Origin of the sequence: Castellaniella sp. (genome assembly GCF_049651205.1) — a bacterium.
GTDB lineage: Bacteria > Pseudomonadota > Gammaproteobacteria > Burkholderiales > Burkholderiaceae_B > Castellaniella.
Window position 1 is genome coordinate 245,927 of the sequence record NZ_JBASBR010000004.1, and the last position, 20,804, is coordinate 266,730.

Genomic DNA, 20,804 nt, shown 5'->3' on the forward strand with positions numbered 1-20,804 from the left:
TCATTCTGTGCTCAGGCTGCGTCTGCAGCCCACTGCAAGGCAGAATCCATATCGACCGCCACGATGCGTGACACCCCTTGTTCTTGCATGGTTACACCAATCAGCTGACGGGCAATCTGCATGGCAATTTTATTATGCGAAATAAAAAGAAACTGGGTTTGTTGACTCATGCCGCTTACCAGGCGTGCATAGCGCTCGGTATTGGCATCATCCAGCGGGGCGTCGACTTCATCCAGCAGACAAAATGGCGCCGGGTTTAGTTTAAACAAAGCAAATACCAATGCGGTGGCAGTCAGCGCTTTTTCGCCGCCAGACAGCAAATGAATGGTGCTGTTGCGCTTGCCCGGCGGTTGTGCCATCACCTGGACACCCGCATCCAGGATTTCGTCGCCCGTCATGGTCAAGCGAGCCTCGCCACCTCCAAACAACTGCGGAAAAAGCTCGCCAAAGTGCTGATTGACTGCATCAAAGGTTTGCGACAGAAGCTCTCGGGTCTCGCGGTCGATCTTGCGAATCGCAGTCTCCAGGGTGTCGATGGCCAAGAGCAGATCGGCCCGCTGGCTGTCCAGAAAACCTTTGCGGTCCTGGGCCGCCTTGAGCTCGTCGAGCGCCGCCAGGTTGACTGCGCCCAGGGCATCCACTTGCCTGGACAGCCGCTGAACCTCGGCCTGCAGCCAGCCCAGCTGCTGCCACTGCGCCGGCTGCTCGGCCACATAGCGCTGTAGTGCCAGCCGATCCACCTGCTGGGCGTCCAGTTGCTCGGAATATTGCTCGACAGCCAAACGGGCGGCCTGCTCTTTGAGCTGTAAGTCGGTGATCCGTGCCCGCAATGGGTCAAGCTCGCGCTCAAGCGTCAGACGGCTTTCATCCGCCTGACGCAGTGTCGCGGCGAATTCATCCTGGCGCATCCGTGCTTCGCGCAGGCTTTCTTCGCAGGCGGCCCGCGATTCTAGTGCATCTTGCAAGCCGGTTTGCGCCACGGATTCGTCCAGATCGAAGAGCTCGCCTTGCAAGGATTCGAGCTCGGCACCCGAACGGCGCGCTTGCTCAGCGGCCAACTGCAGCGTGCGATGGGTTTCTTCGAGGCGATGACGCAAGGTGCGTACGGTATAGCCAGCCTCTTGCGCCGCGGTCTCGTGCTGACGGCCCTGCTGGCGGGCGTTTTCGGCTTGTCCAAACAAGGCCTCGGCCTGCAGATCGAGTCCGGCCTGTGCTTCTTGCTGCACGGCCAGTTGCTCATCCAGGGTTTCAAACCGGGCCTGCGCTTCGTCCCGACGTGTCTCAAGCCCGGACTGCTGCTCTCGCAGCTCGGCCAGATCGCGCTCCAGACGGCTGGCCTGTTCATCCGAACGAGCCAGTTGCTGCTCCAACTGGCTGAGCTGAAGCTGGGCGTCATGATGAGCCTGCATGCGCTCGCCAATTTGCTGGCGCGCGGACTGCAGTGCCTGCTGCAAGGATCGGTGATCGCTGTCGCTGCGCGCATGGGCATCGAGCGCTTGATCGGACATCAGCTGAGCAGCCCGGATTTCCTTGGCAAGATCAGCAATCTGTTGCTGGCGCGCCAGCAAACCCGCCTGCTCGGAATCGGCTGCATAAAACCGCACACTGCCGGCATCCACTCGATGCCCCGCTGGCAAAACCCATACAGCGCCAGGCGCGAGCTCGCCCCGGCGCGCCAGTGCGCCGGCCAGGCTGTCGCTGCAAAACACCCCATGCAACCAACGGACCAACAAGGGCTGCAAGGCAGCGTCCCGGATGCTTACCCGCGACAGCAGAGGCACGGCGTCGGGCGGCGCCCCCCCATCAACATCCGTAGGTGAAGGCGGCGTCTGATAAAACGCCAGCCGGGCCGGTGGTGGATCCTGCTCGAAAGCATAGAGATGATCCAGCGTGCGCACACCCAACGCGTTCATGCGCTCGTGCAAGACCGCTTCGAGGGCGGACTCCCAGCCGGCATCCACTTGCAGGCCTTGCCAAAGTCGTGCCATCCCATGCAGCTCCTGGCGCTGCAGCCAGGGTTCGAGTGCATCCTCGGACTGGATTTTTTCTTGCAGGGCAACCAGCGCCTGACGCCGTGCTTCCAGGCGCTCCAGCAACAGGCGGGCAGCCTGCGCGGCCTCTTGAGCCTGTTGCAAGGCCGCGTCGATCCCGGGTAACTGCGATTCGAGTTCGAGCACACGCCCCTGTGCTTCTTCGAGACGGGATTCTGCCATCCGGGCAGCGCCCAGCAACTGCTCTTTGGCAGCCGGGTCGGGCCGATCCAGAGCCTGATGATCTGCCTGCAGGCGTTCACGGCGGGTGTCCAGCGCACGCCACTGGTGATCGGCATCACGCTGTGATTGTGCAGCCAGGGCAATGGCCTGCTCGGTTTGAGCCAGCATGCGCCGGGCGTCTTCACGTTTCTGATTCAGTGTGCGTAACTGCCCGTCCAGCGCCGGCAAGCCTTCGAGGGCCACTTGCGCCTGCTGTGCAAGGATCTCTGCCTGCGCCTCGGCTTCCTCGATTTGCTGCTCGAGCGCCTCGATAGCCGACTGGCTGTGGGTTTGCTGATCTCCCCACTCTTGCACCTGGGACTGCAATTGCGCCCGGCGGGCCTGCAGACGATGTCGGGAATCCACCACGTGCCGGATCTCGGCCTCCAGCCGGCTGACTTCTGCGCCTGCTTCGAAAAGCCTGCCCTGGGCTGCGTGCACGGCTTCGCCGGCATCTAGATGCTGCTGGCGCTTTGCCTCGAGGGCAGATTCTGTCGCGCGCATGCGGGCCACCGAGGCTTCAAGCGTGGCTTGCGCCTGCTCAGTTTGCACGGCCAGGGTCTGCCGGCTCTCGCGTGCGGATTGTTCGCGCAGCAGCCACAAGGCATGTTGCTTGCGCTCGCCTTCAGCTTGCAGTGCCCGGTAATCAGCTGCCACTTGCGCCTGAGACTGCAGTTTTTCGAGCTGGGAAGAGAGTTCGCGCAGAATATCGTCCAGGCGGGTGAGGTTCTCCCGGGTATCCTGTAGGCGGTTCTCGGTTTCCCGGCGGCGCTCTTTGTAGCGTGATACCCCCGCGGCTTCTTCGAGATAAATGCGCAGTTCTTCGGGTTTGGCCTCGATGAGCCGGTTAATCATCCCCTGGCCGATGATGGCGTAACCCCGTGCCCCCAGGCCTGTACCCAGAAAGATATCGTGGATGTCACGCCGGCGCACCGCCTGATTATTGATGAAATAGCTGCTGGCACCGTCGCGTGTAAGTACGCGGCGCACAGCGATCTCGGCAAAAGAAGACCACTGCCCTGCCGCCCGGCCCTGGCTGTTGTCAAAGACGAGCTCGACAGAAGCCCGCGCAGCGGGTTTTCGTTGGCCCGAGCCATTGAAAATCACGTCCTGCATGGAAGCGCCGCGAAGTTCGGATGCCTTGGATTCGCCCAACACCCAGCGCACGGCATCGATGATGTTGGATTTGCCACAGCCATTGGGGCCCACCACGCCCACCAGTTCGCTGGGTGTGGGAATCACGGTTGGGTCCACAAAGGACTTGAACCCGGCGAGTTTGATCTGCGTAAGGCGCACGATGGAGGGCAGACAAGCTGCTGGCAAGTCGCAACAGCGTATGATAACGCACCAAACCACGCCAAACTGCAGACTACGTGCTGGGTGAGGCTTCGCAACCCGCTATACTGCAACTCGATTTTACCGTTGCGCTGTCACGTGGCGGCTCACCTCCCACTCCTTTGAGGTCTGCGATTGAACAAAGGCTTTTACATGGTCATGGCTGCACAGGCGCTGTCGTCTGTGGCCGACAACGCCTTGCTGATCGCAGCCATCGGCCTGATTGCCGACCTCAGCGGCCCCGACTGGATGGCGCCGATGATGAAATGGTGGTTTGCGCTGGCCTACGTCGTGCTGGCCGCGTTTGTGGGGGCCTTTGCGGATTCTTTCCCCAAAGGCCGGGTTATGTTTGCCACCAATGCCCTCAAAACCGGCGGCTGCCTGCTGATGTTCAGCTATGGGGCCTTTGGGCTGGATCACGGCCACCAGTTGGCGCTTATTTTTACGGCCTACACCATTGTGGGCATAGGCGCTGCCGCGTACTCGCCGGCCAAATACGGCATCGTCACCGAAATGCTGCCACCCGAGCTCCTGGTCAAGGGCAACAGCTGGATCGAAGGCCTGACTGTCTTGTCAGTGATTGTGGGTACCGTGCTGGGCGGCGTACTGATCAGCCCCGCTGTCTCCCAATGGCTGATGTCCGTCAGCTGGGTCAGCACCCTGGCCAGTAACACGGCTCAGTGCGCGATTCTGATTATCGGGGTGGTGTATGTGGCTGCTGCAATCTGCAATTTGCTCATTCCCGACACCCACGCATACTACCCCCGCCAAGAGAAACATCCGGCCGCCCTGGTGCGTAATTTTGTTACCTACGTACGCGTTTTGTGGTCCGACAAACTCGGGCAAATCTCCCTGGCCGTCACCACCCTGTTTTGGGGGGCGGGTGCCACCTTGCAGTTCATCGTCATCGAATGGGGCGCCCAGCATCTGGGCTACCGCCTGGATCAGGCCTCTGTGCTGATGGGCGTTGCCGCATTTGGCACGGTTATTGGCGCGGTAGTGGCAGGCCGCGTGCCCTTGCGCCGCGCATTATCCGTGCTGCCCGTGGGTGTAATCATGGGCCTGGTGGTGCTGATGATGCCGTTGGTATACGCCCCGTTTGCCGTATATGCCCTGTTATTGCTGATTGGGGCGCTGTCAGGCTATTTTGTGGTGCCCATGAACGCACTGCTGCAGCATCGCGGCCATGTGCTGCTGTCTGCGGGGCATTCTATCGCTGTACAGAATTTCAACGAGCAACTGAATATCCTGTTGATGCTGGCGGTATACAGCCTGATGCTTTGGCTGGGCCTGCCCATCAACGGCATTATTGCCCTGTTTGGCATATTGGTGGCCTGCCTGATGCTGGTGTTCATCCGTTGGAATCACCTGAACCACAAAGCCAACCCCCAGCTCGAGCAAATGATCGGCCAGACCGAACACGGTACAGCGCTGCGTTAAACGCCGGCTGCTTGCTGGTTTACTGCTGTACGCAAGGCCAGCAAATCGTGCCAGGCCTCTGCCTTGAGCGCCGACCGAACCAGCAAAGACGCCGGCTGATGCATCACCCACACCGGGATGGTTCGGCCTTCAAGACCAAGCGTATGCAGCTTGCCGCGCAAGGTATCCAGCGGGGCCTGTGTAGACAACACCGCCTGCGCAGCCACCCGCCCCAGAGTCAAAATCCATCGCGGCTGCAATAGTGCGATCTCGCGCTGCAGGTATGGCACGCACGCGGCCACTTCGGCCGGTGTGGGCTCGGCCCCACCAGGCGCCCTGCATTTCACGACATAGGTTTGATACACAGACTGCGCATCGGGCAGCTGTACCGCTGCCAGCATGGAGGCCAACAGGCGGCCAGAATCCCCCTGAAATGGCTTGCCGGCAATTTCGTCATCCAGGCTGGGTTGCTCGGCCACAATCAGATAGTGGGGTTTGTCGGCGCCCGCGCCGGGCACGGCCCGTAGACGCTGCAGATGACGCGGACACCGCTGACAAGCCGTCACGAGGCTGGCCTGTTGGGCGAGGTCAGCCTCATGCAATGCAACATCCTGGGCGGGTGCCGCAACGGGCGCAACCTCGGGCGAGGGAACGCGCGATTGGCGGCCTGGCACTTTCAGGTCGGCTGTCAGCGTTTGCAGGGAATCGGTGGCTGCCTGGGCCAAAGCTCCCGCCTGGATATCCGGCCGCGCATCCGCGCGATTGGAGGCAGAATCACCGGCGCCTGGAGTGGTCAAGGGAGCGGCTACATCGGCTACGTCCGATGGAACAGCCGCAGATACGGTTGGATGCGTGCCCGGCGCCTGCACATCCAGCCAATGCAGATCAACGCCGATTTCAGCCAGCCAAGCGGCCTGAGCAGGGTGGATCAGCGGTTTCATGCGGGCGTCTCTTGGTACGTGAGGGTCATGATCCAGGCGTCCTCGCGGGCGCCATGGCCCGCCGGATAGTAGCCGCGGCGCAACCCCACCTGCTGAAATCCGTGTTTTTGGTAAAACCCGATGGCGGACGTGTTGCTGGGGCGCACTTCGAGCGTCAGGGCGGACAGGCCAGCCTGCCGGCAATGCGCCAGGCAATAGCGCAAAAGCTCCGCCCCTACCCCTCGGCGCTGACCATCAGGCCGCACACCGATCACAAGCAAATGGGCCATATCAGGGGTATCCATCACCAATGCAAACCCCAGCATGGCACCCAAACGACGCACCACCCAGCCCCGATAGCCGGCCTGCAGACCATCCAGAAAATTTTGTTTTGTCCAGGGAAATGACTGCACCTGGCGCTCGATGGCTGCCACTTCGTCGACATCAGAGAGGCTCATGTCGTGCACCGACCATTGCGTGGCATCTGTGGCCGGATTGCCCCCAAGGCCCCGGGTGCGCTCTTGTGTGGTGTAGGCCACTTTGTCGCGCACATAGGCAGGGGCGGCCATCGAGGCGTCCAGCCCCTGACCCGCCTGCCATGCACGCGCAGCCAACCGGGCAATGGTGGAGGCATGTGCCCAGACTTGGTCGGATACCGCATCAGGCGCAACCTGGGCGCCCAACTGGCGGGATTCTTCGGCCAAGCCAGGAAAAACAGCCAACGCATCTCCGTGCACAGTCCAGCCGCCTCCCGCTTGCATGGCCCAAATGGCAGACTCGTCCCCCATCCAGGCCGCGACATCGGCGCGGGCAATAAGGGCGGGTGCCTGCAAAGTGAGCCAATCCGGGGCTTGCCACTGATAGGCAGCGACGTAGAGTTCGTTCATGCGGGCATCCTGCATCACCAGATGCACGCCGGTGGGGTTCTCCGAGGCCTGCTGCATGGCAATGGCACAAAGGGAGTCAACCGGCAGAACCGGGATATCCAAAGCCACCGCCAGGCCTTGCGCCACGCCACAGGCCACCCGCAGGCCTGTAAACCCGCCTGGGCCCTGGCCAAACGCAACCGCAGACAGTTGCGTCTGAGCCAGATTGGCTTGGTCGAGCAAAGACTGTGCCAAGGGCAGGATGCGCTCGGCGTGGTCTTGACGACCGGCATGCTGGGCCGCGCGCAAACTGACGCGTCCGTCGATTTGCGAGAGCAAGGCAACGCTACACTGGTTGCCGGAGGTTTCGAACGCTAGAATATGAAAATTGTCCATGGCTGCATCATTTTACTGGAGACCACTGCCCCGTCGCACCCAACCCTGCCAACTTTGGCTGGCCTGCCATCCAGATCACAACTAAACGCATCTTATGTAATTTCTTGTGATAAGCACTGGTGCGGCCGCCGTCACCCTGTTACATTTTCCCCATGAACACTCATAACCAGACTCTAACCCGCAAGATCCTGATCGTTGATGACGATCCGCGCTTGCGCGACCTGTTGCGGCGTTATCTGTCCGAGCAGGGTTTCAACGTGTACGTTGCCGAAGACGCCAAAGACATGGCCAAGCTCTGGCAACGAGAGCACTTCGATCTCCTGGTGCTCGATCTCATGCTGCCCGGCGAAGACGGCTTATCCATCTGCCGGCGTTTGCGGGGCAACCACGATAACACCCCCATCATCATGCTTACCGCCAAGGCCGAAGAAATCGACCGCATCGTGGGCCTCGAGATGGGTGCCGACGACTACCTCACCAAACCCTTCAACCCGCGCGAGCTCCTCGCCCGTGTCAATGCTATTTTGCGCCGGCGCGGCACCGAAGAACATCCCGGGGCACCCAGCCAGGAAAACGAATCCGTCGAGTTCGGACCCTACATCCTTAATCTGTCCACCCGCACACTCACCAAAGACGGCGATTCCGTGCCCATCACCACGGGCGAGTTCTCCGTGCTCAAGGTATTTGCCCGTCACCCCAAGGTTCCACTCTCCCGGGACAAACTCATGGAGCTGGCCCGCGGACGCGAATATGAAGCCTTCGACCGCAGCCTCGACGTGCAGATTTCCCGCCTGCGCAAGCTGATTGAACCTAATCCATCCAAGCCCGTCTTCATCCAGACCGTCTGGGGTCTGGGCTATGTATTCGTGCCCGATGGTGGCCAATAACCCCTGATCGGCATGCCGGCCCATGGCCGGCATGCCCTGTTTCCTCATGACGCTTGTCAAACGGCTGCGGCATTCTTTGTTGCCCAGGCTGCGCCTGGGCCTCTTTACGCGTTCGTTTCTGCTGATTGCCTTGCTGATCCTGATCAGCCTGGGCGCTTGGCTGCAGGTGGTGTTCAACATCGAAGAAGGTCCGCGCGCCATGCAGCTGGCCCAGCGGATTTCCACCACCGTCAGCATTACCCGCTCGGCGCTGGTGTACGCGCCCCAAAAAGTGCGCCCGGCCCTGCTGCTTGATCTTGCCACCCAGGAAAGCCTGCGGGTGCAGCCGCGCGAATCCACTGATGTGCTCGAACCCCTGCCCCACACCGCATACTGGGATAACGTTTCCAGCGGGATCCGTAGCCGCCTGGGATCACAAACAGCCATCATGTGGGCAGTCAATCAGGTGCCGGGCATCTGGATCAGCTTTCACATCGACGACCAGATGTATTGGCTGGTGTTCGATCGCGATCAACTGCGCTTGACCACGGGTCGCGAGTGGCTGGGCTGGGTAGCCGCGTCCCTGATGCTGGCTCTGCTGGGGGCAGCGATCAGTGTGCGCTTTATCAACCACCCCTTGTCACGGCTGGCCAAGGTTGCGCGCGAACTCGCCCGCGGCCAGACGCCCACTCCCCTGCCCGAAAAAGGCCCCATCGAGATCCGCGATCTGAACATCGCTTTTAACCGGATGGCCCGGGATCTTCGTCAGAATGAGGCTGATCGCGAGATTATGCTGGCCGGCATCTCCCACGACCTGCGCACGCCCTTGGCGCGGATTCGGCTTGAAATCGAGATGAGCCACATGAGCGACGAGGCACGGCAGGCCATCGACGACGACCTCGCACAGATCAATCACAGTATCGGCCAGTTGATGGAGTACGCCCGCCCGGCCGGGCAAGTGCCTGAAACCGGCATAGATGTCTCCCGGGTACTGCAGGATCTCGCCGAGCGCGAGCGCTCGCACACTGAATCTTTGGGTGGCGAGCTGAAATCCAGCATCGATCCCGGCCTGCAGGCGCGCATCAGCGCCAACGACCTCAAACGCATCGTCAGTAATTTGATCGAAAACGCCCGGCGCTACGGCCACAGCCCCAGCGACGACCGCCCGCACATCACCGTACGGGCCTATCAGAACGGCAATCTGCTACGCATCGAAGTCCAGGATCGCGGCGTCGGCATCCCGCACGCCGAAGTCCAGCGGCTGCTCCGGCCCTTTGCGCGTGGTGAAACCGCCCGCACTGGCGTCAGTGGCGCCGGCCTTGGTCTGTCGATTGTCGAGCGCCTGCTGGGACAGGTAGGCGGTAAATTCGAACTCATCTCGCAACCCTCCCAAGGGTTGCTTGCACGGATCGAAATCCCCAAGACCAAGGCCCGGCCGGCCGACAAATCTGTAGCGTAGAATGAAGGGGCGGCCCGCTTGGCCGTCCATTACTCAGGAGCCCCGATGAAAACCATAGGCGACAAGCTCGAGGCCTTCCGCGTCACCGGTGTCAAACCCGGTTTTAATCAGCACGAGGAAAACGGCGTTTCTGCCTTCGAGGACATCACCGAATCTTCCTTTCCAGGCAAATGGAAAGTGATTTATTTTTATCCCAAGGATTTCACCCTGGTTTGCCCCACCGAAATCGTCGGCTTCAATGCACTGGCCGATGCCTTCGAAGAACGCGAGGCCGTCCTGATGGGGGGATCCACCGACAACGAGTACGTGAAGCTTGCCTGGCGGCGAGAAAACCCCGAGCTCAGCAAGCTCAACCATTATCAGTTTAGCGACACCGCCGGCGCCCTGATCGATCAGCTCGGCATCCGCGAAAAAACCGAGGGCGTGGCCCTGCGGGCCACTTTTATTGTGGATCCCGACAACATCATCCAGCACGTGTCAGTCAATAATTTCAATGTTGGACGCAGCCCCGAAGAAACCCTGCGCATCCTGGATGCTTTGCTTACCGAAGGCCTGTGCGCCTGCAACCGCCCGATCGGCGGCAGCACCCTTTAACAAAAACGGCCTCAGGCCGGTATCCGGGCCAGCAAGGCAACCACGCTGGCAGCAATGCCTTCGCTGCGGCCCAGATATCCCAGGCCCTCGTTGGTCTTGGCCTTGATATTCACATCCGCCGCATCCACGCCGGTTTCCTGGGCGATGCATGCCGCCATGGCAGGCGCATGAGGCCCAATCTTTGGGGCCTGGGCATGCACGGTGGCATCGATATTCACTACCTGCCAGCCTTTTTCGCGCACCAGGCGCACGGCCTCACGCAAAAATAGACGGCTATCCGCGCCACTCCAACGGGGGTCGCGGTCGGAAAAATGCCGTCCGATATCTCCCAGGCCGGCTGCGCCCAAAATGGCGTCGGTGACAGCGTGCAACAACACATCCGCATCCGAATGGCCTGCCAGGCCAAGCGAATAAGGAATGGTTACTCCGCCAATCACCAGCGGCCGATCGGGCACCAAAGCGTGCAGATCGTGGCCCTGGCCTACTCGAAACGGACATTGCGCTGTCATGGGATCTCCGAAACCTGTGTGCCTGCCTGCCCGCGCAGGCAGGACTCGAACCAATCAAAGTCCTCCGGCCAGGTGAGCTTGTCATTTAAACGGTTGCCCAGCACCAACAGCGGCTGCTGGCCCCGATGCTCGATGGCCGAGGCCTCGTCGGTGATGTGGCCAAGCCCCACACACGCCTGAAGTGCCGCCTGCAGCTCTGCCGCCCTGAACATCTGCGGCGTCTGGGCCAGCCACAAGTGCTCGCGCGCCACGGTATCGCATACCTGCGCAGGCGCCTCGGGCGCGGCACGCTTGACGGTGTCGGCCACGGGGCGGGCCAACAAGCCCCCACGGCCAGCCTGCAGGCAGGTGTCAATCAGGCGCGCCAGGGCGTCAGGCGCCAGGCCAGGGCGCGCGGCATCGTGCACCAGTACCCAGGCATCGGCCGGCAAGCCGGCATCCCTCAGCGCCGCCAGCACGGTGGCCGAGCGCGTCGGCCCGCCGCACGGCCGCCAGACTACACCGGAAAGGCCATCCAGTGCCTGTGCAACATGAGGATCGCCCGGCGCAACGGCAACCCGAACCTGGGCAATCCGCGGATTGGCCAGCAAGGCCAGCACCGAGCGGCGCAACATAGGGACGCCCCCCAGCAGGCGGTACTGCTTGGGCAGACCTTCGGGACCGGCGGCGCGGGCACCGACACCGGCGGCAGGCACAATGGCAATCAAATGAGGATCCATGACAGCGGATTTTAGCCGAGCAGGCCAGAGAACAGGACATCACCGCCTGTGCCTGGCCTACCATGACCCTATACGGGCAGCATAGTCGCGCGGAGGCGGCTGAATCTTTATACTGTGAGCCTTACACGATCCTTCGCTGGCATGCCTGCACACACGCTGCGCAGCGCCACACGCCAGCCTCGACGGCATACCCCCCGCCTGGTGCCCTTACCGCTCTTCATGCAAGATCTTTCTGCTCTCTCGCCTTTTCCTTTGATGGCTACGCTGGACACCATCGAGTCCAGCCTGAAACCCGGCCAACGGTATGTCACGGCGCGCCCTCCCGGCTCTGGCGATGCGCTGTGGCTGGCTGCCCTCAACCGCCGGCTGCATCGCCCGCTGGCAGCGTTTTGCGCCGACCCCCTGGCTGCACAACGCCTGGCAGAGGAGATTGCACTCTTTGACCCAGACTTGCGGGTACGCTTTATGCCCGACTGGGAAACCCTGCCCTACGATAGTTTTTCTCCGCACCAGGATCTGATCTCCGAGCGCCTGCGCACGCTGCACGCACTGGGCCAGGGCCAGGTGGATGTGCTGGTGGTGCCGGTCACCACAGCGCTGGTGCGCCTGGCACCCCCCGAGTTTCTGGCAGCCTATACGTTTCAGTTTCGCCAAGGCGACACCCTGGATGAGGACAAGTTGCGGGCGCAGCTCACGCTGGCCAATTACAGCCATGTCACCCAGGTAAGCGCTCCAGGCGAATTCTGCATCCGCGGCGGGCTGATCGACTTGTTTCCGATGGGGTCTGCACTGCCCTACCGCATCGATCTGTTTGATCGTGAAGTCGAATCCATCCGCAGTTTCGATATCGACACCCAGCGCAGCCTGTACCCGGTGCATGAGATCGAGCTCTTGCCCGGGCGCGAGTTTCCGATGGATGAAGCCGCCCGCAACCGTTTCCGGGCCAGGTTCCGGGAGATTTTTGAGGGTGACCCCTCCCGCGCCCTGCCCTACAAAGACATCGGTAACGGCATTGCGTTTGCAGGGGTGGAGTACTACCTGCCACTGTTTTTTGAACAGACGGCCACCCTGTTTGATTATCTGCCCGAAGACACGCTGGCGATTACCCTGGGGGATGCCCCGGCAGCTATCCAGCACTTCACGCAAGATGCGCACAATCGTTGGCAGTTTTTAAAATCTGATCCCGAGCGCCCCGTGCTGCCGCTGGAGACGCTGTTTCTGGACGACGAAGCGTTTCATATGCGCTTGCGCGAGATGGCACGGCTGGCGCTGGTAAACAACCAGACACATACGGATTTTGCCCCCTGCCCTGTGGTGGCCATCAATCGCCGGGCCGAGGATCCCCTGGCCGGCTTGCGCCAGCACGTGCAATCGCCAGGGCTGCGCACTGTGCTATGTGTGGATTCTGCAGGCCGGCGGGAGACCATCTCCGAGTTGCTGGCCGATTATCAATTGCCCCCTGACGCAACCTTTGACACCTGGCAGGATTTTCTCGACAGCGATATCCGCTTTTCCGTCATCGTCGCTCCCCTGAGCGGCGGCTTTCTGATGCCCCCCGCAGGCCTGGCGATACTGACCGAAAACGACCTCTACCCCGCACAGGCATCCAGGCCCGCCCGCGGCCGGCGTCGGCGATTCGAGCAGCACAGCAATATCGACGCCATGGTGCGTGATCTGGCCGAGCTGCATATCGGTGACCCGGTGGTACACGTACAGCACGGGATTGGCCGATATCGGGGATTGGTCAGCATGGATCTGGGCGACGGCCCGCTGGAACTGCTGCACCTGGAGTACGCACACGACGCCACCCTGTATGTGCCGGTGTCGCAACTGCACCTGATTGCGCGCTATAGCGGCGCCGACCCCGATCAGGCGCCCCTGCACCCACTGGGCTCTGGCCAATGGGAGAAAACCCGCCGCAAAGCGGCACGGCAGGCACGGGATACCGCCGCCGAACTACTGGCCCTGTATGCCAGCCGCGCAGCGCGCGAGGGCCTGAAATTTCAGTTTCCCACGCGCGACTATCAGGCCTTTGTCGAAGGATTCGGGTTTGAGGAAACCCCCGACCAGGCTGCGGCCATCACCGCCGTCATCGAGGACATGACCTCAGGCCGGCCCATGGATCGTCTGGTGTGCGGCGACGTGGGCTTTGGTAAAACCGAAGTCGCACTGCGTGCCGCGTTTTTGGCAGTGATGAACGGCCGGCAAGTGGTCTTGCTGTGCCCCACCACCTTGCTGGCCGAACAGCATGCACAAAACTTTGCCACACGATTTGCCGACTGGCCCGTACGGATTGCCGAGCTATCCCGGTTTCGCACCGGTAAGGAAACCAGCAAGGCCATCGCCGGCCTGGCCGATGGGTCCGTGGATATTGTGATTGGCACCCACAAGGTGCTGTCCAAAGAGGTGCGCTACAAGCACCTGGGGCTGGCCATCATCGATGAGGAACACCGCTTTGGCGTGCGCCAGAAAGAAGCCCTCAAGGCCTTACGCGCCGAAGTGGACGTTCTGACGCTCACGGCCACCCCCATCCCGCGCACGCTGGGCATGTCGCTGGAAGGCATCCGCGATTTCTCGGTGATTGCCACGGCCCCACAAAAACGCTTGGCTATCAAGACGTTTGTCCGGCGCGAAGACGGCAGCACCATCCGCGAAGCCATTTTGCGCGAGCTCAAGCGCGGCGGCCAGGTGTACTTTTTGCATAACGAGGTAGAAACCATCGGCAACCGCCGCGCCCGGCTTGAAGAGCTGGTTCCCGAAGCCCGCATCGCCGTGGCTCACGGCCAGATGGGCGAACGCGAGCTTGAAGAGGTGATGAAAGGCTTTTACCAGCAGCGCAGCAATGTGCTGCTGTGCACCACCATTATCGAAACCGGCATCGACATCCCCTCGGCCAACACCATCATCATCCACCGGGCCGACAAGCTGGGCCTGGCCCAGCTGCACCAGTTGCGCGGCCGCGTGGGGCGGTCCCACCACCAGGCGTACGCATATCTGCTGACACCCGGCGAGGACGCCATCACCAGCAACGCCAAAAAACGTCTGGAAGCCATCCAGTCGATGGAAGAGCTGGGGTCAGGCTTTTTCCTGGCCATGCACGATCTGGAGATCCGCGGCAGCGGCGAGGTGCTGGGCGAATCGCAATCCGGCAATATCCAGGAAATTGGCTACAGCCTGTACAACGACATGCTGGCAGCGGCCGTACGAGCGTTGAAGTCCGGCGAAGAACCCGATCTGGACGCCCCGTTTGGTTCACAATGCGAGATCAACCTGCACGGGCCAGCCCTGTTGCCCTCAGATTACTGCGCCGATGTACAGGCCCGCCTGGGTTTCTACAAACGCCTGGCTCATGCGGCAGATGCCGATACCCTGACCCTGATCCAGGAAGAACTGATCGACCGCTATGGCAAGCTGCCTGATGCCGGCCACACGCTGCTGTCCCTGCACCGCCTGCGCCTGCTGGCCGAATCCCTGGGGATCATCAAAATTGATGCCGGCGATACCCAGGCATCTATTCATTTCTCGGCACAACCCAAGGTCGAGCCCATCCGTGTCATTGAACTCGTGCAGCAGGACCGTCAGGTAAAACTAAATGGCCCGGACAAGCTGAAAGTCACCTTCGGCGGTAGCGTGGATGTGCCTGGCCGGGTACAAAAACTGCGCGGCCTGCTGCAACGCCTGGGTGGCGCTTAAAAAGCCACCATTGCACGCCCCACCTGACCCCTGTCAGCCGAAACGCCGATGGCACCCAGGCTTTCGGCCAAGGTGCCATCAGCGTTTGGTGCGTGAAGACAATCAGCTACCGTACATCATGTGTGGCAGCACCATCACGATATCCGGGAAGACGGTAAAGATCGCCGCTGCCAGGATGAGCATGGCGAAGAAGGGGAACGCAGCCTTGGAAATAAACACGATGTCGCGGCCTGTCATGCCCTGCAGCACAAACAGGTTAAGCCCCACGGGCGGTGTTAACTGCCCCATCTCGACGACCAGCACGAGATACACACCAAACCAGATGGTGTCGATGCCAGCTGCCTGCACAGCAGGCAGCAGTACCGCCGTGGTAAGCACCACGATGGAGATGCCATCCAAAAAGCACCCCATGATGATGAAGAACACGGTAAGCACCGCCAAGAATGTATACGTGCTGAGTTGCATGCCGGTGATCCAGCCAGCGATCGTAGCGGGCAGCCCCGAATAACCCATGGCAAGCGTCAGAAACGCAGACCCGGCCAGGATGAACGCAATCATCGATGAGGACAGGGTGGCTGCAATCAGCCCTTCCTTGAAGGACTGCCAGGTCAGATCGCCAAACCACCAGCTCATGGCAAGTGCCAGCACCACACCCACTGCGGCGGAATCAGTGGGGCTGGCAAGGCCCAGATAGATAGACCCCACAACACCGGCGATCAGCAGGACAACCGGGAGCAACCTGCGTGATGCCTGGAATTTTTGGAGCAACGTGGTGGGGGGATCTTTAGGCGGCGTTTTTGCACGCCCTGTGAGTGACTGCAGCGCCACATAACTCATGTAGAGGGCAATCACCACCAGCCCTGGCAGCACGCCGGCGATAAACAGCCGCGCGATGGACTGCTCGGCCGCCACACCGTAAACAATCATGATAATGGAGGGCGGAATCAGCAGCCCGAGGGTGGCAGACCCTGCCACAGTGCCCAGCACCAGGCGCTCGTCGTAGCCACGGGCTTTGAGCTCGGGTACGGCCACCTTGGCTACCGTGGCACAGGTAGCCGCCGATGAGCCGCTGACGGCGGCAAAGATGCCGGAGGCCAGGATGCCGACGTGTCCCAAACCGCCGGGAACGGAACGCATCCAGGGGGCAAGCCCCGTGAACAGATCCTTGGACATCCGCGACCGAAACAGGATTTCACCCATCCAGATGAAGAGCGGCAGAGCCGCGAGCGACCATTCGGTGGAGGATGTCCAGATGTTGGTACCCAGCACATCTGCAATCGGCGCACTAGAGAACAACACCACACCCACCAGCCCGGTGACAAACAGGGCAATCGAAATCCAGAGCCCAATAGCCAGGCTGCCAAACAGCACAAGCAGCAATATAAGTGACATGAAGGAGGCGGACATCAGGTGGCTTCCTCGGCATGGTTATCAGTGGCAAGTGCGTCGCTGCGCCCGCGGCGCAACACTTCGCAAAGCGTATCGATTGCGGCGATCGTAAAGACCAGGGCGCCAACGCACATGACCAGTTGCGGTATCCAGAGTGGTTCACGCAGCAACCCCGTACCGCGATCACCCCATTGATAGGATTGAAAAGCGAGTTGCCCGAGACCGTAGGTAAATAGTGCGCCCACGACGCTGGCGATCAGCGCGATGATTGTCAAGGTGGTGCGCTGCAGCAGGTGTGGCAGCCGAACTTCAAGTAGCGTGACCCGGATATGGGCGGCCTGGCGTAATCCCAAGCCTAGCGACAGAAAGGTGGCAAATGCCAGGCCATAGCCGGAGAGGGCCGTGTAGGAGGGGATCAGCAATCCAAAGCTGACTCCAAACAGCCGCGTGGTGGTGTAATCGAAGATATTGAGTACCACCTGCCCAAACACCACCACGACGATACCCACAAGTGACGCGGCCGCCAGCAGGCCGGTCACTTGATAGAGCGTATCCAGTGATTTACGCATCATTGGGCATCATGGTAGGCCTTGAGCACCGTTTCGCCCATCTGACCTGCTTGCTTGCTCCACTCGGTGGCCATCTGGGCGCCAATCTTGTGCAATGAGTTGTTCAGGGCATCACTGCCGTCGCTGACGTGCATGCCGTGATCAGCCAGCACCTGTTTTTTAGCCTGGTGGTCGGCTTCGGCCATTTCCCAGCCCCGGGTTTCGGCTTTGGCGGCAGCATCCAGAATGGCTTTTTGTTCGCCTGCAGGCAGCGCGTCAAATATCTTTTGGTTGACAACCACGACATTCTTGGGCAAATACGCCTTTACGTCATAGAAATACTTGAGGTAATCCCAGGCTTTGGAGTCTACGCCCGTGGACGTGGCTGTCAGCATGGCGTTAACCCGCCCGGTGGTGAAGGCTTGTGCCAGATCCGGAACCTCAACCTGAGCAGGCACCGCATTGACCAATTGCGCCAGGCGTGCCAGCTGTGAGTTATAGACGCGGAATTTGAGGCCGTTCAGGTCTTCGATCTTCTCGATGGGGCGGTCTGCATACAGCCCTTGGGGCGGCCAGGCCACCGAATAGAGCACCTTCAAGCCCTGCTTGCCAAGCTCTTTTTCGAGCTCAGGCTTGGAGGCGGCATAGAGCTTGCGGGCATCCTTAAACGACGTAGCCACGAAAGGCACGGAATCCAAGGCGTAGATGGGATTTTCGTTAGACAGGATGGAGATGAAAAATTCTCCTATCTGGATTTGGCGCGAGCGTACTGCATTTTTGATTTCGGGGTGCTTGATGAGCGACCCCGCGGAGTGCACCTTGATCTCCAGCTTGCCATCGGTGGCGGCCTGGATGTCCTGGACAAACTGCAATACGTTTTTTGTGTGAAAGTTGGACTCAGGGTAGGGAGTGGCCATCTGCCACGTCTCGGCCTGTGCGCCTACGCTTGCCAGTGTGATCGCCAGCCCTGCCGCGATTGTCTTGAATGCTGCCATGGTCTCCCCCGGTGTCTTGAATAAAAATACAAGGAATCGTCTGTTTGACTACTAAATTGATAATACTATCAATAGTTTTTAGATGGCTAATTTTTATTGCTGAATTAGCGGAAACCCTAGTAACCATCTCTTGTACGCACTCTAGCCATCACGATATATGGCCACTACTCACATACCAGAACACACATTAGAGTTATAGTATCGACATTGTTATTGATAATTTTATATTTCACTGAGGAGGATGCCATGTCGATACACCACGCCATCCTGGTCGAAGGCAACAGCCTGCGTTTCAAGGAGGGCTTCTTCGGGTTCTCCACCACGGTGCTTGTTCTGGTAGATAGCTACGGGCCTGTTTTGTTCGATACGGGTCATCACCTCACGCGCCTCATGCTGCTCTCTGGGCTCAAGCAGCACGGCCTGACACCTGCCGATATCCGCATGGTATTCCTTTCACACCTGCATTTCGACCACGCAAACAACGTAGACCTATTCCCACAAGCAGACATCTACCTGGGCGCCGAAGAGTGGTCTTACGCCCGCAAACCTGCCGATGAAGATCCATTTTGCAGCACCGGGATGAACCACTACCTGCAAGACCAGCCACTGCATTTACTTGACCAGCCAGAAGGCGAACTGCTTCCGGGCCTGTTTTACCGGCATGCCCCCGGGCATACACCCGGCAGTTACCTGCTGCACTACACGGCAGACGATGGCCGACGGGTGGTACTGGCGGGCGATGCCTGCAAAACCTACCGAGAACTGGCGGGCGGCCATTCGGCCAGCGAGTTTGATCCACAAACGCGTTCGGCCCAGACGCTTGCCTGGATTGCCGACAACGCCGATGTCGTCGTGCCGGGACATTTCCCAGAGCTGCGCCGTACACCTACCGGCTGGATGTGGGACGAACCGATGCGCCTGGAGTTGATTGTGCGATGACCCCCCAACCACCCCGCAATACCTCTGCCGCCGAGATCGTGGAGATTCTAGAGGCGGATATTATTTTTGGGCGCCTGCGCCCAAACCAGGAACTCACCGAAGACACGCTGATGGATCGCTTCGATGCCAAGCGCCACGTCGTGCGATCCGTCATCCAAGAGCTTATGGGCCGGCGCATTGTGGTCAAACCACGATCAAAATCCGCTCGAGTCAAAGACTTCGCGCGCAAAGAAGTGGACGAGATCTATCACATGCGCGAGCTGCTGCAGCGCGATGCAGCCATGATCATGCCCTTGCCTGCAGATGCGGCTGCTTTGGCGGTGCTCAAGGAGACGCATGTCAAACATGCAGCAGCTGTGTCGGTAGAAGCCGATGTCAGCCTGATCCATCAATTGAATGATGAGTTCCACGATCAGCTGTTTGCCTTAAGTTGCAACCACGAGCTGTGCAAGGCGATTGCTTTCTATACCGAGGTCTCGAATCCCATCCGTTCGTACGGCATTGTGGAGCCTGCCTGGCTGCAACAGGCTGTGCACGAGCATGCGGCGATGATCCGCGCTGTCGAACGGCAAGACCGGACCGCACTGGCTCACCTGGTGGTCGATCATATGCAGCCGACGCGGCGGCGCTGGGAAGTGCTGCACACCGACAGAATGCCGCTGCATGCGACCGTGTAACAGGAGAGAGCTGCGTGGAAGAAGTCGATTGCATTGTCATTGGCGCTGGTGTCGTGGGGCTGGCGGTTGCACGGGCGTGCGCACTTGCAGGGCACGAAACCATCGTCCTGGAAGCCGAATCAGCCATTGGCACGGGCACCAGTTCGCGCAATAGCGAAGTCATCCATCGGGGGATCTACTACCCACCGGGTTCACTCAAGGCGCGGCTCTGCATCCAGGGGCACAAGGCGCTCTATGCCTATTGCGAAACACACGGTGTACCCCACTGGCGCTGCGGCAAACTCATCGTTGCAACCGACGACCAGCAACTGCCCTCCCTCAAGGCACTGGCTGCCAACGCAAAGGCTAGCGGTGTGGACGACTTGCAATGGTTGACGGCTCCCCAGGCGCAGGCACAAGAGCCGGCATTACAGTGCGTGGCTGCACTCCATTCACCCTCCACGGGGATTGTGGATAGCCATGGCCTGATGCAGGCATTGCAGGGTGATCTGGAAGCCGCTGGCGGCATGCTGGCCTTGTGCTCACCGGTAGTGTCCGGATCAGCAGATGGCAAAGAAGGCGTCGTCTTGCAGGTGGGCGGCACACAGCCCATGGAGATCCGCGCCCGATGGCTGATCAATGCCGCAGGTTTGCAGGCAACGGCAATCTCTGCCAAGCTGGCAGGCATCCCCGCTGACACCATCCCCAGGCTCAAGCTGGCCAAGGGCAACTACTATGCACTCTCGGTTGCCTCACCCTTTTCGCACCTGATCTATCCGGTGCCGGTAAAAGGCGGCCTCGGCGTGCACCTCACCCTGGATCTGGGCCGGCGTGCGCGCTTTGGCCCAGATGTGCAGTGGGTGGACGATATCGCCTACGATGTAGACCCGGCACGCGCCGATAGCTTTTATACCTCGATCCGTCAGTACTGGCCACAACTGCCCGACGGGACCCTGCATGCTGATTATGCAGGCGTACGCCCCAAGCTGGCGCACGCTGGCCCCGGGGACACCGATTTCATCATTCAGGACGCGCGGGTGCATGGGGTAAACGGGCTCGTTAATCTGTACGGCATTGAGTCACCCGGCCTCACCGCAGCGCTGGCCATTGCCGATGAAGTTGTACTGCGGTTGACATGATCCAGCCGCCAGTCTGGTGCACATCATCAACTTGACTGCTTTCCACCTCAAAATAGAAAATGGTCTTTCTCATTTGAATTGATAATTATTCTCGTTTAGAATTCGTAGCA

General features: G+C 60.4%; 16 protein-coding genes. 8 read left to right on the forward strand and 8 right to left on the reverse strand.

What is annotated here, in order from left to right:
- Positions 1–11: 11 nt before the first annotated feature.
- Positions 12–3,548, reverse strand: coding sequence for a chromosome segregation protein SMC (gene smc / locus WA928_RS02305; RefSeq protein ID WP_424299589.1), 3,537 nt, complete (start codon positions 3,546–3,548; stop codon positions 12–14).
- A gap of 174 nt (positions 3,549–3,722) precedes the next feature.
- On the opposite strand from smc, the gene lplT reads away from it, so the two are divergent.
- The gene (gene lplT, locus WA928_RS02310) at positions 3,723–5,027 is read left to right on the forward strand and encodes a lysophospholipid transporter LplT (RefSeq protein ID WP_424299040.1); all 1,305 of its coding nucleotides are present in this window, start codon (positions 3,723–3,725) and stop codon (positions 5,025–5,027) included.
- Here lplT and WA928_RS02315 read toward each other — a convergent pair.
- Both WA928_RS02315 and tsaB read right to left on the reverse strand, forming a co-directional pair.
- Positions 5,024–5,947 (reverse strand): uracil-DNA glycosylase, encoded by a 924-nt coding sequence (locus tag WA928_RS02315; RefSeq protein WP_424299043.1) that lies wholly within the window; start codon positions 5,945–5,947, stop codon positions 5,024–5,026. The genes lplT and WA928_RS02315 overlap by 4 nt on opposite strands.
- On the reverse strand, positions 5,944–7,188 hold the full coding sequence (gene tsaB / locus WA928_RS02320) for a tRNA (adenosine(37)-N6)-threonylcarbamoyltransferase complex dimerization subunit type 1 TsaB (RefSeq protein ID WP_424299046.1): 1,245 nt from the start codon (positions 7,186–7,188) through the stop codon (positions 5,944–5,946). The genes WA928_RS02315 and tsaB overlap by 4 nt, the downstream gene beginning before the upstream one ends.
- 152 nt (positions 7,189–7,340) lie before the next feature.
- On the opposite strand from tsaB, the gene ompR reads away from it, so the two are divergent.
- From ompR to WA928_RS02335, 3 genes are read left to right on the forward strand one after another with little or no spacing between them, the layout of a single operon-like run.
- The gene (ompR, locus tag WA928_RS02325) at positions 7,341–8,075 is read left to right on the forward strand and encodes a two-component system response regulator OmpR (RefSeq protein ID WP_424299048.1); all 735 of its coding nucleotides are present in this window, start codon (positions 7,341–7,343) and stop codon (positions 8,073–8,075) included.
- Between the two features lie 46 nt (positions 8,076–8,121).
- On the forward strand, positions 8,122–9,513 hold the full coding sequence (locus WA928_RS02330) for an ATP-binding protein (RefSeq protein WP_424299051.1): 1,392 nt from the start codon (positions 8,122–8,124) through the stop codon (positions 9,511–9,513).
- Between the two features lie 45 nt (positions 9,514–9,558).
- Positions 9,559–10,107, forward strand: coding sequence for a peroxiredoxin (locus WA928_RS02335; RefSeq protein WP_424299054.1), 549 nt, complete (start codon positions 9,559–9,561; stop codon positions 10,105–10,107).
- Between the two features lie 11 nt (positions 10,108–10,118).
- Here the strand turns inward: WA928_RS02335 and ispF are convergent, their stop codons facing one another.
- Both ispF and WA928_RS02345 read right to left on the reverse strand, forming a co-directional pair.
- On the reverse strand, positions 10,119–10,616 hold the full coding sequence (ispF, locus tag WA928_RS02340; protein WP_424299057.1) for a 2-C-methyl-D-erythritol 2,4-cyclodiphosphate synthase: 498 nt from the start codon (positions 10,614–10,616) through the stop codon (positions 10,119–10,121).
- On the reverse strand, positions 10,613–11,335 hold the full coding sequence (locus tag WA928_RS02345; protein WP_424299060.1) for a 2-C-methyl-D-erythritol 4-phosphate cytidylyltransferase: 723 nt from the start codon (positions 11,333–11,335) through the stop codon (positions 10,613–10,615). Before WA928_RS02345 ends, ispF begins: the two co-directional genes overlap by 4 nt.
- A 219-nt stretch (positions 11,336–11,554) precedes the next feature.
- On the opposite strand from WA928_RS02345, the gene mfd reads away from it, so the two are divergent.
- Positions 11,555–15,028 carry a transcription-repair coupling factor gene (mfd, locus tag WA928_RS02350; RefSeq protein WP_424299592.1) on the forward strand — a complete coding sequence of 1,158 codons (3,474 nt, stop codon included), beginning with the start codon at positions 11,555–11,557 and terminating at the stop codon, positions 15,026–15,028.
- Positions 15,029–15,130: 102 nt separating this feature from the next.
- Here mfd and WA928_RS02355 read toward each other — a convergent pair whose 3' ends face one another.
- Genes WA928_RS02355 through WA928_RS02365 form a run of 3 tightly spaced genes read right to left on the reverse strand, consistent with a single transcriptional unit; the run spans position 15,131 to position 17,960 of the window.
- A complete protein-coding gene (locus tag WA928_RS02355) occupies positions 15,131–16,435 on the reverse strand; it encodes a TRAP transporter large permease (protein ID WP_424299063.1) in 1,305 nt (434 codons plus the stop codon).
- Entirely contained in the window at positions 16,435–16,989 is a 555-nt protein-coding gene (locus WA928_RS02360) for a TRAP transporter small permease (protein ID WP_424299066.1), read from the reverse strand. Before WA928_RS02360 ends, WA928_RS02355 begins: the two co-directional genes overlap by 1 nt.
- Positions 16,986–17,960, reverse strand: coding sequence for a TRAP transporter substrate-binding protein (locus WA928_RS02365; RefSeq protein ID WP_424299069.1), 975 nt, complete (start codon positions 17,958–17,960; stop codon positions 16,986–16,988). Before WA928_RS02365 ends, WA928_RS02360 begins: the two co-directional genes overlap by 4 nt.
- A gap of 246 nt (positions 17,961–18,206) precedes the next feature.
- Here WA928_RS02365 and WA928_RS02370 point away from each other — a divergent pair, with 246 nt between their 5' ends.
- Genes WA928_RS02370 through WA928_RS02380 form a run of 3 tightly spaced genes read left to right on the forward strand, consistent with a single transcriptional unit; the run spans position 18,207 to position 20,694 of the window.
- Positions 18,207–18,899: an MBL fold metallo-hydrolase gene (locus tag WA928_RS02370; RefSeq protein WP_424299072.1), complete on the forward strand. Its 693-nt coding sequence runs from the start codon at positions 18,207–18,209 to the stop codon at positions 18,897–18,899.
- Entirely contained in the window at positions 18,896–19,576 is a 681-nt protein-coding gene (locus WA928_RS02375; RefSeq protein ID WP_424299075.1) for a GntR family transcriptional regulator, read from the forward strand. The genes WA928_RS02370 and WA928_RS02375 overlap by 4 nt, the downstream gene beginning before the upstream one ends.
- Positions 19,577–19,590: 14 nt before the next feature.
- Positions 19,591–20,694, forward strand: a complete 1,104-nt coding sequence (locus WA928_RS02380; RefSeq protein WP_350379572.1) for an NAD(P)/FAD-dependent oxidoreductase — start codon at positions 19,591–19,593, stop codon at positions 20,692–20,694.
- Positions 20,695–20,804 lie beyond the last annotated feature (110 nt).